Source organism: Pseudonocardia wallangbongensis (assembly GCF_054486945.1).
This window is the reverse complement of sequence record NZ_JBRERS010000002.1, coordinates 95,278-109,369: the sequence shown is the minus strand read 5'-3', so window position 1 is coordinate 109,369 and position 14,092 is coordinate 95,278. Positions and strand designations below refer to the sequence as shown.

Annotated in this window: 12 protein-coding genes and 2 tRNA genes; 6 read left to right on the top strand and 8 right to left on the bottom strand. The window is 74.0% G+C overall.

Features of this window, described 5'->3' with window-relative positions:
• The first annotated feature begins 50 nt into the window (after positions 1-50).
• The 5 genes from ACU436_RS06905 to ACU436_RS06885 all read left to right on the top strand — a co-directional run bounded on the left by ACU436_RS06905 (position 51) and on the right by ACU436_RS06885 (position 4,024).
• The gene (locus ACU436_RS06905; protein WP_459022824.1) at positions 51-833 is read left to right on the top strand and encodes an ATP-binding cassette domain-containing protein; all 783 of its coding nucleotides are present in this window, start codon (positions 51-53) and stop codon (positions 831-833) included.
• A gap of 47 nt (positions 834-880) precedes the next feature.
• Complete coding sequence (locus ACU436_RS06900; protein WP_459024275.1) at positions 881-1,849, top strand: ABC transporter permease; 969 nt, start codon at positions 881-883, stop codon at positions 1,847-1,849.
• Between the two features lie 12 nt (positions 1,850-1,861).
• Positions 1,862-2,851 (top strand): ABC transporter substrate-binding protein, encoded by a 990-nt coding sequence (locus ACU436_RS06895; RefSeq protein WP_459022822.1) that lies wholly within the window; start codon positions 1,862-1,864, stop codon positions 2,849-2,851.
• Between the two features lie 53 nt (positions 2,852-2,904).
• Positions 2,905-3,501, top strand: a complete 597-nt coding sequence (locus tag ACU436_RS06890; RefSeq protein WP_459022820.1) for a PadR family transcriptional regulator — start codon at positions 2,905-2,907, stop codon at positions 3,499-3,501.
• A gap of 136 nt (positions 3,502-3,637) precedes the next feature.
• A complete protein-coding gene (locus ACU436_RS06885) occupies positions 3,638-4,024 on the top strand; it encodes an SgcJ/EcaC family oxidoreductase (RefSeq protein ID WP_459022819.1) in 387 nt (128 codons plus the stop codon).
• A 626-nt stretch (positions 4,025-4,650) separates the two neighbouring features.
• Here the strand turns inward: ACU436_RS06885 and ACU436_RS06880 are convergent.
• The 3 genes from ACU436_RS06880 to orn form a co-directional block, all read right to left on the bottom strand.
• Positions 4,651-4,723, bottom strand: a tRNA-Lys gene (locus tag ACU436_RS06880).
• An 80-nt stretch (positions 4,724-4,803) separates the two neighbouring features.
• A tRNA-His gene (locus ACU436_RS06875) sits at positions 4,804-4,879 on the bottom strand.
• A 37-nt stretch (positions 4,880-4,916) separates the two neighbouring features.
• Positions 4,917-5,543, bottom strand: coding sequence for an oligoribonuclease (orn, locus tag ACU436_RS06870; protein WP_459022817.1), 627 nt, complete (start codon positions 5,541-5,543; stop codon positions 4,917-4,919).
• Between the two features lie 308 nt (positions 5,544-5,851).
• Here orn and ACU436_RS06865 point away from each other — a divergent pair, with 308 nt between their 5' ends.
• Positions 5,852-7,390: a helicase HerA-like domain-containing protein gene (locus tag ACU436_RS06865; RefSeq protein ID WP_459022815.1), complete on the top strand. Its 1,539-nt coding sequence runs from the start codon at positions 5,852-5,854 to the stop codon at positions 7,388-7,390.
• Positions 7,391-7,400: 10 nt separating this feature from the next.
• Here the strand turns inward: ACU436_RS06865 and ACU436_RS06860 are convergent, their stop codons facing one another.
• From ACU436_RS06860 to ACU436_RS06840, 5 genes are all read right to left on the bottom strand, one after another.
• Positions 7,401-8,984, bottom strand: coding sequence for a PH domain-containing protein (locus tag ACU436_RS06860; protein WP_459022813.1), 1,584 nt, complete (start codon positions 8,982-8,984; stop codon positions 7,401-7,403).
• Positions 8,981-9,487, bottom strand: coding sequence for a PH domain-containing protein (locus ACU436_RS06855; RefSeq protein ID WP_459022812.1), 507 nt, complete (start codon positions 9,485-9,487; stop codon positions 8,981-8,983). Before ACU436_RS06855 ends, ACU436_RS06860 begins: the two co-directional genes overlap by 4 nt.
• A 77-nt stretch (positions 9,488-9,564) precedes the next feature.
• Positions 9,565-10,434, bottom strand: a complete 870-nt coding sequence (locus tag ACU436_RS06850; RefSeq protein WP_459022810.1) for a sucrase ferredoxin — start codon at positions 10,432-10,434, stop codon at positions 9,565-9,567.
• A gap of 13 nt (positions 10,435-10,447) precedes the next feature.
• Positions 10,448-12,091, bottom strand: coding sequence for an AMP-binding protein (locus ACU436_RS06845; RefSeq protein ID WP_459022808.1), 1,644 nt, complete (start codon positions 12,089-12,091; stop codon positions 10,448-10,450).
• Positions 12,092-12,132: 41 nt separating this feature from the next.
• Entirely contained in the window at positions 12,133-13,833 is a 1,701-nt protein-coding gene (locus tag ACU436_RS06840) for an ArnT family glycosyltransferase (RefSeq protein WP_459022806.1), read from the bottom strand.
• Between the last annotated feature and the right edge of the window lie 259 nt (positions 13,834-14,092).

The window sequence follows — 14,092 nt, the reverse complement described above, 5'->3', positions numbered from 1 at the left end:
AACGCCTCCGGAGGTCCAAGCTGAGGCGCTGGGTCGTGAGGGGGGCCGATGTGACGGGAACGGGTGACGGGACGACCCCGCTGTTGCAGGCGCGCGACCTGCGCAAGAGCTACGGCTCGGTGCAGGCGCTGCGCGGGGCGTCGTTCGACCTCTCGGCCGGGGAGGTCGTCGCCCTGATCGGCGACAACGGGGCCGGGAAGTCCACGCTGGTCAAATGCCTGTCCGGGGTCGAGCAACCGGACTCGGGGGAGATCCTCATCGACGGCTCGCCGGTCGTGCTGGACTCGCCGACCGCCGCGCGCGCCCACGGCATCGAGACCGCGTACCAGGACCTCGCCGTCGCGCCCGACCTCGATCCCGCCGCCAACCTGTTCCTCGGCCGCGAGCTGCGCCGCCCCGGGCTGCTGGGTGCGCTCGGGATGCTGGACAAGCAGGCGATGCGCCGCCAGGCGGCGGAGCAGTTCTCGCGCCTCGGCGTCACCCTGCAGGACCTCGACGTCCCGATCGGGTCGCTGTCCGGCGGCCAGCGCCAGAGCGTCGCGGTGGCCCGCTCGGTGGTGTGGGCGAGCCGCGTCGTCTTCCTCGACGAGCCGACGGCCGCGCTCGGGGTCGTGCAGCGCGAGCGGGTGCTCGACGTCGTCCGCAACGTGCGCGACACCGGCGTTGCGGTCGTGCTGATCAGCCACAACATGCCCGAGGTGCTCGCCGTGGCCGACCGGATCGAGGTGCTGCGGCTGGGGGCGCGCGTCGCCCGCTTCACGGCGTCCGACGTCACGCTCGAGCAGCTGGTCGGTGCCATGACGGGTGCGCTCACCCAGGAGGAGGAGCGGTGACCGAGACCGAGGTCCGGGAGCCGGCCCAGCGCTCGTTCGTCCAGCGGATGGCCGCCGCGTCGACGTTCTGGATCGCGCTGGTGCTGGTGGTGCTGTGCGTGCTGTTCAGCGTGCTGCGCCCGGACGCGTTCCCCACCCTCTTCACGCTGCAGACGCTGCTGATCGAGGCGTCCGTGCTGCTCGTCCTCGCCGTCGGGATGACGTTCGTGATCATCACGGCCGGTATCGACCTGTCGGTCGGGTCGGTCCTCGTCTTCGCGGGCGTCGTCGCGGCCACCCTGATGGAGGCGCTCACCGGCGGGGACGCGTCGAACGCCGGGCCGGGCGTGGTCCTGCTCGGGCTGCTCGGCGCGTTGGTCGGCGGCGGAGCCTGGGGCCTGCTCAACGGGCTGCTGGTGGCGATGGCGCGGATCCCACCGCTGATCGTCACGCTCGGGTCGTTCGGCGCGGCGCTCGGTGCGGCCCAGCTGATCACCGACGGCGTGGACGTGCGCACGGTGCCGAAGGCGCTGCGCGACGGGCTGGGTTTCGGGCAGACCTTCCAGGTGCCGCACATGGTGGCGCTGGCCGCCGTCGTGACGCTGGCGGGCGCGTGGCTGCTGCACACCACCCGGTTCGGCCGCCGGACGTTCGCGGTCGGGTCGAGCGCCGAGGCGGCGCGGCGGGCCGGGATCCCGGTGCGGGGCCACCTCGTGCGCGTCTACACGGGCGTCGGGCTGCTGGCCGGGCTCGCCGGGTTCATGTCGCTCGCCTACTTCGGCACCACCACGATCAGCGGGCACTCGACGGACAACCTGAACGCGATCGCCGCGGTCGTGCTGGGTGGCACGAGCCTGTTCGGCGGTGTCGGCACCGTGTTCGGCTCGGTGATCGGCGTGTTCATTCCCGCGGTGCTGACGAAGGGCTTCGTCATCGTCGGGGTGCAACAGTTCTGGCAGCCGGTGGCCATCAGCGCTGTGTTGGTGGCCGCCGTCTGGTTCGACCAGGTGCGGCGGCGGTCCCGGGACCGCGGGTGAGGGAGGAGCGCGATGAATCGCACGCGAGTGGGTACGGCGACGGTCGCGGCGGCGTTGGCGCTGATCGCGGCCGGCTGCGGGAGCAGCGGGACGATCGGCCAGGGCTCGGGCGGTGAGGCCGAGGCCCCGGCCAACAAGAACCTGGTGCTGCTGCCGGGCGTCAAGGCCGAGCCCTTCTACATCTCGATGCAGTGCGGCGCCCAGGAGGAGGCCGCCAAGCTGGGGTACCAGCTCGACACCCAGGCCCCCGACCAGTTCGAGGCGGCCCTGCAGACCCCGATCGTCACGGGCGTGCTCGCGACGCGACCGGCTGGCGTCCTGATCGCGCCCACCGACGACGTCGCGCTCGCCAACCCGATGACCCAGCTCAAGGACGCCGGCATCAAGGTCGTCGAGGTGGACACGCGGCTCCAGGACGAGTCGGTCGCCCTCTCGACCGTGTCCTCGAACAACGAGCAGGGCGGGCGGCTCGCCGCGCAGACGGTGGCGCAGCTGCTCGGCGACAAGGGCAAGGTGATGGTGCTCAACACGAAGGCGGGCACGTCCACCACCGATGCCCGGGCCAAGGGATTCGAGGAGGAGATCGCCAACCACCCCGGCATCACCTACGCGGGCCAGGAGTACACCGACAACCAGCCGTCGGTGGCGGCGCAGAAGGTGTCGGCGAAGCTGTCCAGCGACCCCGACCTCGCGGCGGTGTTCGCCACCAACCTGAACACGGGCGAGGGGGCGGCCACCGGGCTGCGCAACGCGGGCAAGACCGGGCAGGTGCAACTCGTCGGGTTCGACGCCAGCCCGAACCAGGTCGAGGCCATGCGCTCCGGCGAGGTGGCCGCCCTGATCGCCCAGGACCCGGCCACGATCGGGCGCGAGGGCGTGGACCAGGTCGTGGCGGCGATCGAGGGCAAGCCGGTGGAGCGGGAGATCCAGACCGACCTGGTCGCGATCACCCAGGCCGACATGGACGCGCAGTCGCAGTACTTCTACAAGACCGAGTGCTGATCGCCACCTCCTAGTGCAGGATGCAATACTGCATCCTGCACTAGGAGGTGTGGATGTCGTTGCAACGCGTCGACCGGGACCTCCCGGCGCTCACGGTGCTCGCCCTGCTCATGACGGGGCCGCGGCACACGTACGAGATGCACCGGCTGATGATCGATACGCACAAGGACTTCGTCACCGGGCTGCCGCGCAGCATGTACCACGCCGTGGAGCGGCTGCTGCGCGCCGAGCTGATCGAGGTCGTGCGCACCGATCGGGCGGAGGGACGTCCCGAGCGCACCGTGTACGGCCTCCCCGACGCCGGCCGGGCGGAGCTCCAGGAGCGGGTGCGGCGGTTGCTCGAGCACCCGGACCCGGACACCACCTTGTTCGTCGCCGCGCTCTCGTTCCTGGGCTGCCTGCCGGCGCCGCAGGCACGCGCGGCGCTCGACGTGCGCCGGGCCGAGCTGGAGCGGCGGGTCGACGGCGTGCGGGCGGCGCTCGCCGGGGTGTCGGGGCTGCCGCGCCTGCTGCTCGTGGAGGCCGAGTTCGAGATCGCGCGCCTCACGGCCGAACACGACTGGGTGGCCGGCCTGCTCGCCGACCTCGACGCCGGCCGGCTCGACTGGCCGGCCGACATCCGCGAGCTGGAGGTGCCACCCGTGACCTGATCGCAGCGGTCCGGGCGGTGGCGTTGCCGCGCCCCACCCGGACCCGACCGCTTCGGCGACCCGAGCCGCGCTCGGCGGGAACTGCACCGGTGAGCGTCGCGTCGCGTCCACCCACGCTCACCGGAAGGAACCCGACATGCCCACGTCCGTCGAGGACACCCTGACCAGCCTCGCCGCCGCCTGGAACGACGGCGACGCCACCAGCTACGCCGAACTGTTCACCCCCGACGCCACCTACGTGATCTTCGACGGCACGGTCGTGCGCGGCCGCACCGCCATCGAGGAGGGCCACCGGGCGCTGTTCGCCGGCCCGCTGCGCGGCTTCCGGATGGAGCCGCCGACGGCCACCCCCGTCCGGTACCTGGGTGCGGACGTGGCACACGTGGTCGCGGCCGGCGGCACCCGGCCGCCGGGGCAGGAGGGGGTCCCGTCCGACCGGGCCTCGGTCGTGTCCTTCGTCCTGGTGCGGGAGGGGGAGGACTGGAAGATCGCGGCGTTCCAGAACACGAGGGCGTCGCGCTGATCTTGGACCTCGGCGGCTCCGGGCCGGTCACACACGAACATCCGCGCTCACACATGAACTGCAGTTGGTGTGCCGGCGCCGAAGTTGGTGTGTGACGGGGCGTTCTGCTCGCCTTCGAGGCAGGACAGGCGTCGGGCTCGGGCCTCCGGTGGCGCCGCGCATGGTGCGGGGCCGCCCCTCGCCCCTGCGGCCCCTACGGGCAGCGTCGCGGGCAGGCCAAGGCCTGCCCGTGGGGGCGCGCGGCGCCACCGGAGGCGGGCTTCGCGGACATGGTCAACGCTTCGGCGCGAAAACGGGCGAAATGAGGCTGTTGCCGGATCCAGCCGCCGGGTGGCGGCCCGTGATCAGCGGTATCGGTTGTCCATGGTTGCGGCAACGACGATGTGCACCCGATAACGGCAGGTCAGGGCGGCGATCAAGGGATGATGGTCGCTGTTGAAGATCGACTAGCGACCTTCTCGCCTTGATCGCCGAACGCCGCCGCGGCCGAGACCAGAAGTGGCGAGACCTCACGATCAAAGTGAGTCAAGTGTTGCTAGGCGGGGGTCCGGGGGTTGTACCCCCGGAATGACGAAGGGCGAGATGCGGTTCGCGCTTTCCGCGAACACACCTCGCCGACTCGTCCGTGCGCCGCCAGGGACTCGAACCCCGAACCCGCTGGTTAAGAGCCAGCTGCTCTGCCAATTGAGCTAGCGGCGCCTGCCGTTGCGCCCTCCCGCTCGGCGCCCGGAAACGCTAACACGCGTGTCCCGGGAGCCGTGCGGTGGGGTGCCGCGGCATGGGGTGAGTGACGGGACTTGAACCCGCGACTTCCTGGACCACAACCAGGTGCTCTACCAGCTGAGCTACACCCACCATGCGTCCCGGCTGGGCCGGGGATGCGACATCGAGTTTAGCGTGGCGGTTGCGGTGCTTCGAAGCGGGTTGCCGGGAGCGCCGCGGCGACGGCCTGGGCGGCCTCGGTGGTCGGCCCGGGAGGGGGTACGAAGAGGGTGCGGCGGTAGTACTCGAGCTCGCGGACGGACTCCATGATGTCGGCGAGGGCGCGGTGGGCGAGGCCCTTCTCCGGCTTGGCGTAGAACACGCGCGGGTACCAGCGCCGGGCGAGCTCCTTCACGGAGCTGACGTCGACCATGCGGTAGTGGAGGTAGCCGTCGAGCTCGGTCATGTCGCGGGCGAGGAACGCGCGGTCGGTGGCGATCGAGTTCCCGGCGAGGGGTGCGCTGCGGGGGTCGGGCACGTGCTGGCGGATGTAGTCGAGCGCGAGCCGTTCGGCCTCCGCGACGGTGACGCTGGAGGCGCGCACGGCGTCGGTGAGCCCGGACCGTTCGTGCATCTCCCGCACGATCTCGGGCATGCCGGCGAGGGCGGTCTCGTCGGCGTGGATGACGAGGTCGACTCCCTCGCCGAGCACCTTCAGGTCGCCGTCGGTGACGAGCACGGCGATCTCGATCAGTGCATCGCGGCCGAGGTCGAGCCCGGTCATCTCGCAGTCGATCCACACAAGACGTTCCGTCACGGCGACACACTATGCCCGCGGGCCGGGTGGAGGGCCTGCTCCGGTGCGTGTCGCCGGTCGGAGATCGGCTTCCCCGTCGTGCCGGTCATGCCGCCGCCCGGGCGCAGCCGAGCCCCCGGCCGGCGATCGCGACGAGCAGGACGATGCACGACGCGTCGAACACCGTCGAGAACGGTGCGAGGTCGGCGCTCAACTCCTACCTCGCGCGCCTCCACGCGGCCCACGACCCCGAGTGCGCCCCGGCGCCACCCGGCTGATCGCCCCGACAGCGGGCGGGAGCGGTGCGGGGGCCGCTAGGCTGCGGCGTCGTGGAGACCCAGGCTGCCGCGCAGGAGATCGCCGCCGGATATGCGACGGAAGGAGCGGCCCTCGAGCTGGGCTGCGTCGTGGTCGACGGCACCGTCGACTCGACCGCCCGGGTGCGCATCCCGTTCTCGATGCTCAACCGGCACGGCCTGGTCGCCGGGGCCACCGGCACCGGCAAGACGAAGACGCTGCAGGGGATCGCCGAGCAGCTCTCCGCGGCGGGCGTGCCCGTTGTGCTGTCGGACATCAAGGGCGACCTGTCGGGCATGGCCCGGCCCGGTGAGGGCGGCCCGAAGATCGAGTCGCGTGCGCAGGAGACCGGCGACGACTGGGCGCCCACGGCGTACCCGGTCGAGTTCATGTCGCTCGGCTCCGGCAGCCCGGCGGTCCCGATCCGGGCCACGCTCACGCAGTTCGGCCCGATCCTGCTGAGCAAGGTGCTGGACCTCAACGACACGCAGGAGTCCACGCTCGGCCTGATCTTCCACTGGGCCGACCAGAAGGGGCTGCCGCTGCTGGACACCAAGGACCTGCGGGCGGTCATCCAGCACCTCACGTCCGACGAGGGCAAGGCCGACCTCAAGGGCATCGGCGGGGTCTCCTCGGCCACGGCGGGCGTGATCCTCAGGGCCCTGGTGAACCTGGAGGCGCAGGGCGGCGACGACTTCTTCGGCGAGCCGGAGTTCGACCCGGCGGACCTGATGCGTCAGGTCGACGGGAAGGGCGTCGTCACGCTGCTGGAGCTGGCGGAGCAGCAGGCCAATCCGCGGCTGTGGTCCACGTTCCTCATGTGGCTGCTCGCCGAGCTGTTCGAGGAGCTGCCGGAGGCCGGTGACCTCGACCGGCCCAAGCTCGTGTTCTTCCTCGACGAGGCCCACCTGCTGTTCGACGGCGCGTCGAAGGCGTTCCTGGAGCGCATCGAGCAGACCGTGAAGCTGATCCGGTCCAAGGGTGTCGGGGTCTTCTTCTGCACGCAGCTGCCCACCGACGTGCCGAACGAGGTGCTCTCGCAGCTGGGTGCCCGGGTCCAGCACGCGCTGCGCGCGTTCACGCCGGAGGACCAGACCGCACTGTCCAAGACCGTGCGGACGTACCCGAAGACCAAGGTCTACGACATGGAGCAGGCGTTGACGTCGCTGGGCATCGGCGAGGCGATCGTCACGGTGCTCTCCGAGCGCGGCGCCCCCACCCCGGTGGCGTGGTCCCGGATGCGGGCGCCGCGCTCGTTGATGGCCGCGATCGGCGCCGACGCCGTCACGGAGGCGGCGAAGGCGTCGCCCCTCTACGGGAAGTACGGCGAGACGGTCGACCGCGAGTCCGCCTACGAGAAGCTGACCGCGAAGATCGCGGCGCCCGCCCCGGAGCCGGCCGACGCGCCGCCGCCTCCTCCCGCCCCGGAGCCGGAGCGGCGTCGCGAGGAGCCGGGGATGGTGGCCGAGGTGCTCGGCTCGCCCGCGGTGAAGTCGTTCCTGCGGTCGGCGGCGAGCGCGCTGGGCCGGGAGGTCACGAGGGGCCTGTTCGGTACGCGGCGGCGGCGCTGACCGGCTCGAGCTACTTCCGGAAGCGGGTCAGCAGATCGGGGGTCGTCGCGTCGGCCAGCGCCACGCCGTCGGGCGCGGCGACGTCGAGCACCGTGTAGCCGCCCGCCCCCGCGGCCGTCACCGCTTCCACCTCGACCAGCCCGGCGCGACGCTGGAACACGCTCTGCCGGAACGTCCAGCCGATCACGCCGGCGCGCTGCAGGGCGACCGTCCGCCGCTGCACGGAGCCCTGGCGCATGATCAGGTGGCGCCCGGTGAGCTGGTGGCCGAGGTTGCGGTAGCGGTCGAGGGCGAGCAGCAGGGCGGCCGGGAGCAGCACGAGGCTCGCCGGCCCGAGCCACGGAACCGGCACGGCGAGCCCGATCGCGAACGCGGTCACCACCACCGCGGCGGCCGGCAGCAGCGCGCGGGTCAGGCGGCGCTGCAGGGCGGCGCGGGGGTGGCGGCGCAGCGGGGCGAGCGTGGCCAGCCCGGGGTGCTCGCGCAGCGCGACCGAGGCCACCCGGTGCGCCTCGGCCCGTGGCGCCGGTGGCTGGAGGGCGCCGCCCTGGGCGTCCCGGGACAGGCCGGTGGACAGGGCCCGGGTCTGCGCGCCCCGGCCGGCCCGCAACAGCATCGGCTCGACGACCTCGGCACCGCGCAGGCGCTGCTCCGACACCGAGAGGGAGCGGCGGGTCAGCAGGCCGCGTTTGACGCGCAGCGTGCCGCCCTCCCCGGCGCCGTTCTCCGGGGCGGCCTCCCGCGTGAGGCGGTAGGCGTACCAGCGCTCGGCGAAGAGCAGCAGCGCGCCGACGACCGCGGCGCCGAGCAACACGATGCCGACGACGAGCACGCCCAGCCAGATCGGGGCGGTCGTGAGGCGGTGGGCGGCCTCGCCGACGGCCGGGACGTCCCGCGGGTCCACGCCGAGGTCGTCGAACAGGTTGTAGACGGCGGCGAAGATCGCGCCGACCCCGGCGACCGACGAGAACGTCAGCGGGGCGAAGCGCAGCCACGACCACCGCAGCCGGGCCAACTCGATCGCACGGCCCCGCTGACGCTCGGCCGGCGCTTCGCGCAGGCGCTGTGACATTGATTCGCTCGCTGGCGCTCGCTCATGGGCCTGCGGCTGGGCGGGACGCTCCACGGCCGCCGTTGCGGTCCGGTCGAGCAGCTCGCGGCGCAGCCGGTCGGCCTCGGCCTTGCTCACGGCGTCCAGGCTCAGCCCGGAGCTGTCCCCCGAGGAGCCGGACGCGGCGCTCACCTGCACGACGCTGAGCCCGAACACGCGGTGCACGACCTTCGAGGTGAGGTCGACGGTGCGGACCCGGTCCCGCGGCACCGACCGCCGCTGCCGGCGCAGCCAGCCCGTGTGCAGCTCCACGCGGTCGGCCGTGATCCGGTACCGCGTGGTGCGCCAGCGCACCACACCCGCGAGCACGAGAGCCAGTGCGATCCCGAGGGGCACCCACAGGCGCCCGACCGCGTCGCCCTGCCGGGTCAGCAGCAGCACCACCGCGACGGGCAGCAGGCGGACCGCCCCGGACAGGGGGGTCACCGCGAGCATCCGCCTGTCCAGCCGCCGCCAGGGCGGCCCGTCGGGCCCGCCCGTCACGTCGCGTCCCCGGGGGTCGCCTGCGTGGTCTCCGTGAGCACGCGGGCGAGCTCCGCGGCCGCGCCCTCGTCCAGGCCGCGGATCTTGACCGGCCCACGGGCCGAGGCCGTCGTCACCGTGACGCTCGCGAGCTTCAGGAGCTGCTGCAGCGGACCGTGCTCCGTGTCGACGGTCTGCACCCGCGAGATCGGCGCGATCCGCCATTCGCGGACCAGCCAGCCCGACAGCGTGTAGACGGCCTCGGGGGTGACCTCCCAGCGGTGGATGCGGAAGAGCAGCGGCGGGACCGCGATCACGTACGCGAGGCCGACGAGCACCGTCAGGATCGCGGTGGCCACGAGCCAGCCCGGCGCGTCCGTCGCGAGCGCGAGCGCCACCACCGCCTGCGGGACGGCGACCACCAGCACCGTCAGCAGGGCGCGCAGCCGCCACCACAGCACCGCCCGCGGGCTCACCTGGTGGGCAGGTGGGCGCAGCGGCGGGGCGAGCGGCGCGGCGGTCATACCGGGAAGTCTGCCTGCCACCCGGCCGGCCTTCACGACCGACGCGCGCATCCGGACCGCGACTCGCGGGGATGGGATCAGCGGAGGGGGCGGATGTCCGTGGCCTGCAGGGACTCGCTGGGGATGGGTTCGGTGCCACAGGACAGGGGGCGGGGCGCGCCGGCGATCGGGGAAACGTCCACTGCCCAGCGGCGGCCGTCGCGCGCGGAGACGACGGCACCGCCCGCGGCGTCGGTGACCTGCAGGGCGTCGGCGTCACGCATGCCGGTGGCGGCGCGGACGGCCAGCTCCGCGACCTGCCCCGTGGGCGACCACGTGCTGCGGCCGCGGCAGCGAGCGGTGTCGACCTCACCGGGGAAGGCCGCCTTGCGCGCGGCGATCGCGGCGGCGGGGTCGAGCCTGCCGTACGCGTAGCCGGTGGGGAGCACGAGCGCCGTGGGCGCGAACCGGTGGCCGCCGAGGTGGCTGCACTCCCACACGTGCTGTTCCCCCGCGTCCACGACGGAGAGGGCGAGCGCGCGGCCGTCGACGGCGCAGCAGCGGTCGCGGCGGCCGTGCGTGCACACCAGCAGCAGCGGGTCGGCGACCGGGAGGCCGGGCAGCGGCTCGTCGGGGCCCGGCGGGACGAAACCGGCGAGCTCCTCGGGCCCGCCGACGGTGAAGGTGGTGACGCGGCTCGCGCCCGGCGAGGTGTCGGCGAGGTAGACGCGCAGCGGTGCGCCAGCCTCGCCGCGGCGGCCGGGCCGCCGGATCAGCAGCAAGCGCCAGCCTGGTGCGGCGGCGAGCGCGGCGAGCGCGGGTTCCGGGTGGGCGGACAGGTCGCTCGGCCACGCACCGCGCTGCTCCACGCACACCCACCGGCGGGCCCGCGGCGCGGTACCGGCGAGCTGCTCCTCACCGGCGAGCGCGAGGAGGCTGCATCGCTGCCACCTCGGACCCGAACCCACCGGCCAACAGTACCTAAGCCTTACCTAACTCCGATGGGTGACTCCGCTCACCGTGCAACTCCCGGTGCACCACCTTCCCGGCGGCGTTGCGCGGCAGCTCCCGGACGAACTCGACGTCGCGGGGCACGGCGAACCGGCTCAGCTCGGCGCGCACCCAGCCGCGGACGTCGTCGGCGCTCACCCGCGCGCCCGGCTCCAGCACGACGAAGGCGGCGAGCCGCTGGCCGTACTGCTCGTCCGGGACGCCGGTGACCGCGGCCTCGCGCACCTCGGGCCTGGCCGCGATCAGGTCCTCGACCGGGCCGGGGTGCACGTTCTCTCCCCCGGAGACGATCATGTCGTCGGCGCGGCCGGTGAGGTGGAGCAGCCCGTGCTCGTCGAGGCGGCCGATGTCGCCCGTGCCGATCATCCCGCCGAGCCGCGGGACGTCGACGCCCTCGCGGGTGTAGCCCGCGAACGGCATGTCGTTGTGGACGAACACGCGGCCCTCGGTGCCCGCCGGCACCGGGCGGTCGTCGTCGCCGACGATCACCAGCCGGGTGCCGGCGGGCGCGCGACCCGCCGTGCCGGGGGCGGCCCGCAGGTCGGCCGGGGCCGCGATGCTCACCCACGAGACCTCGGTGGAGCCGTAGAGGTTGTAGAGGACGTCGCCGAAGCGGTCCATGAAGGTCGTCGCCAGCTCGGCGGGCAGCGCCGATCCGCTCACCGCGACGATCCGGGGGCGATGCGCCGACCAGGCCTTCCCGAGGTCGGCCGTGGGCAGCTCCAGCACCCGCTGCAGCATCACCGGCACCGCGAAGACGGCGTCGACCCGGTGCTCCTCGCCGACCCGCAGGAACTCGGCGGGCGAGTACTTGCGGGCGAGCACGACCGGGGCGCCGTGCAGCACCGCCAGCTGCAGCGCGGCGTACCCCCAGGTGTGCAGCAGGGGTGCCGCGATGAACGCGGGCTCGCCGGCCCGCAGCGGGATCGTCGAGAGGATCGCGGCGGCCGGGGAGATGCTGTGCGGCGGCGGGCGGCGCGCACCCTTGGGAGTGCCCGTGGTGCCGGACGTGAGCACGATCGTGTGCCCGGTCGGTGGCCGCAGCGGCAGCGGCCCGGGCCCGTCGAGATCGCCGAGCGCGGTGTCGGTGATCACCCGGACGTGCTCGGGGAGACCGGCGAGCGCGGAGCCGAACTCCTCGTCGGCCACCACCGTGTGCAGGCGCAGCTCGCCCGCGACCTCGCGGAGCTGCGCGGCGGACAACCCGACGTTGAGCAGCACGGCGTCCGCGCCGAGCTTGCCCGCCCCGACCTGCCCGGCGATCGCGCCGCGATGGTTGCGGCAGAGCACACCGACGCGGGTGCGGGCTCCGACCCCGGACGCGGCGAGCCCGCGGGCCACCGCGTCGGTCCACGTGGCCAGCTCGGCGAACGTGAGCGCGCCCGCGTCGTCGACGATCGCCGTGCGGTCCGGGTGCCTGGCCGCCCCCGCCGCATAACCCGCGGTGATCGTCAGGCCGTAGCGGGCGAGCCCGCCCGCCATGCGGAGCAGGCGGTCCGGCCGGATCGGCCGGACCACGCCGGAGCGGGTGAGCGCCACCACGGCCCGCGCCGATCCGACCGCCTGCTCCGCTCCCGACCGTGCGACTTCGAGCACCCGTGCGACGTCGACCACGGCTCCAGTCTGGCAAGCGCCCGCCGAGTGTGCAGGCGCTCTCACGACCTGGGCCGGGCGAAGTCGTAGACGGTGTGGCCGCCGACCGTCGTCGGCTCGAAGTTCTGCTGCACCCAGGCCGGGATCGCGGACTCGGCGCCCGTGCCGCCCTCGATGAACCAGCGCACCTCACCCGCGGCGACGATGGCCTGGAACTGCTCCAGGGTGGGTGCCGGGTCGGTGCCGGAGCGGCCCCCGATTCCCATCACCGTGGTGTCGCTGGCGAGCGTCAGGTCGGCGCTGCCCTGCCCGCCGACCATGGCGGCCGACCACGTCCTCCCGGTGGAGCGGAGCATGTCCGTCAGCTCCGGAGCGGGGGTGCTCGGCTGCGTGGCGCGCTGACCGACCGCGGCCGCGGCGTAGACGGTGGGTCCGGCGAGCGCCATCAGCGCCAACGTGACCCCCACCGCGGCGGCGCCCCGGCGCCGGACGGCCGCACCGACCAGCACGACCCCGATCACCGCCGCGGCGGCCGCGACGACGACCCAGCGGGGCAGGATCTCCGGAGTCCGGTCGAGCAGCAACCACGCCCACGCCACCGTGCCGGCCACGAGCAGGGCGAGCGTCCCGCGGCCCGCCCACCTCCACCGCCGCTCCCACAGCAGCGCGCTGCCGATCCCGACGAGCGCCGCGATCCCCGGTGCGAGCGCCACCGTGTCGGCCGGCCGGTGGTCGCCGATGCCGAGCACCAGTGCCGTGGCGACGACCCAGCCGCCCCAGAGCAGGAGCGACGCCCGGGCGGGATCGGTGCGCGCCGCGCGGCTCCTCAGCAACAGCCCGATCAGGAGCAGCGCGAGCGCGGCCGGCAGCAGCCAGCCGACCAGCACCCCGGTCTGCACGTCGATCATCCGCAGGAGGCTCGGCCGGCTGCCGACGATCCCCCCGAGGCCGCCCGGGCCCAGGGCGAGCTCCAGCGCGCTGTCGGTCCGGGAGCCGCCGATGTACGGGCGGGTGGCGGCGGGCCGCAGCTCGACCAGCGCGAACCACCAGCCGCCCGCGACGACGGTGGCGACGCCCGCGGCGAGCAGGTGCGCCAGGCGCCGCCAGAACCCGGCGGGGGCGGCCGCCAGGTAGGCCAGCGCGAGCGCCGGCAGCGGGACGAGGGCCGATGCCGGGTCCGTCACGAACGCGAACCCGACCAGGACACCGGCCACGAGCAGCCAGCGCGTCCGCGCCGCCTCGATGGCGCGGACCGTGGCGTAGGCCGCGGCGACCAGCAGCAGCACCAGCAGCGCGTCCGGGTCGTTGCCGCGGAACGTGGCGACGGCCACCGGGGTGAGCGCGAGCGCCGCTCCGGCCAGCAGCCCCGCCCCGGGACCGGCGACGCGGCGCACGGCGGCGCAGAGCAGCGCCACCGCGGCGACCCCCATCAGCGCCTGCGGCCCGAGCACGCTCCACGGGGAGAACCCGAACACCCGCGCCGACAGCGCCATGACCCACAGCGAACCGGGCGGCATCTCGACCGTGACGATGTTGCCCGCGTCCGTGGAGCCGAAGAGGAACGCCGTCCAGTCCTGCGCCATGCCCAGAACCGCGGCTGCGTGGTAGCTGGTCGCCCAGCCGGCGGAGCTCAGGCGCCAGCAGTAGAGGACCGCCGTGCCGAGGAGCAGGCCGGCCAGCGCGCGCCGCTCGGCGCGGGTGAGCTTGCGCCGCCCCGGCCGGACCGGGCGGAGGTCGGGGACGGTGTCGGCCACAACGCTCACGGAGCCTCCTGTCTCGTGCTCGCGCTGCATCCAGGTTGCTTTGCCGGCCCGGTCGCGTGGGCTCACCCGGGGTGGATGTGGCCGAGCGGCAGCGGAGAATCCGCGAGCGGAGGGTCAGCGGCGCGGGAGCGGGGCGGCAGGCGGGGGCCCGGTGCGAACGGGAGCGGTCGTGGCCACGTCTCCCGAGCGTGGGGCGCGGGGCTGTGCTGCTCCGATGCGATGGCTGTGTGCGGCCTGTGACCCGCGCGGCCACTTCACA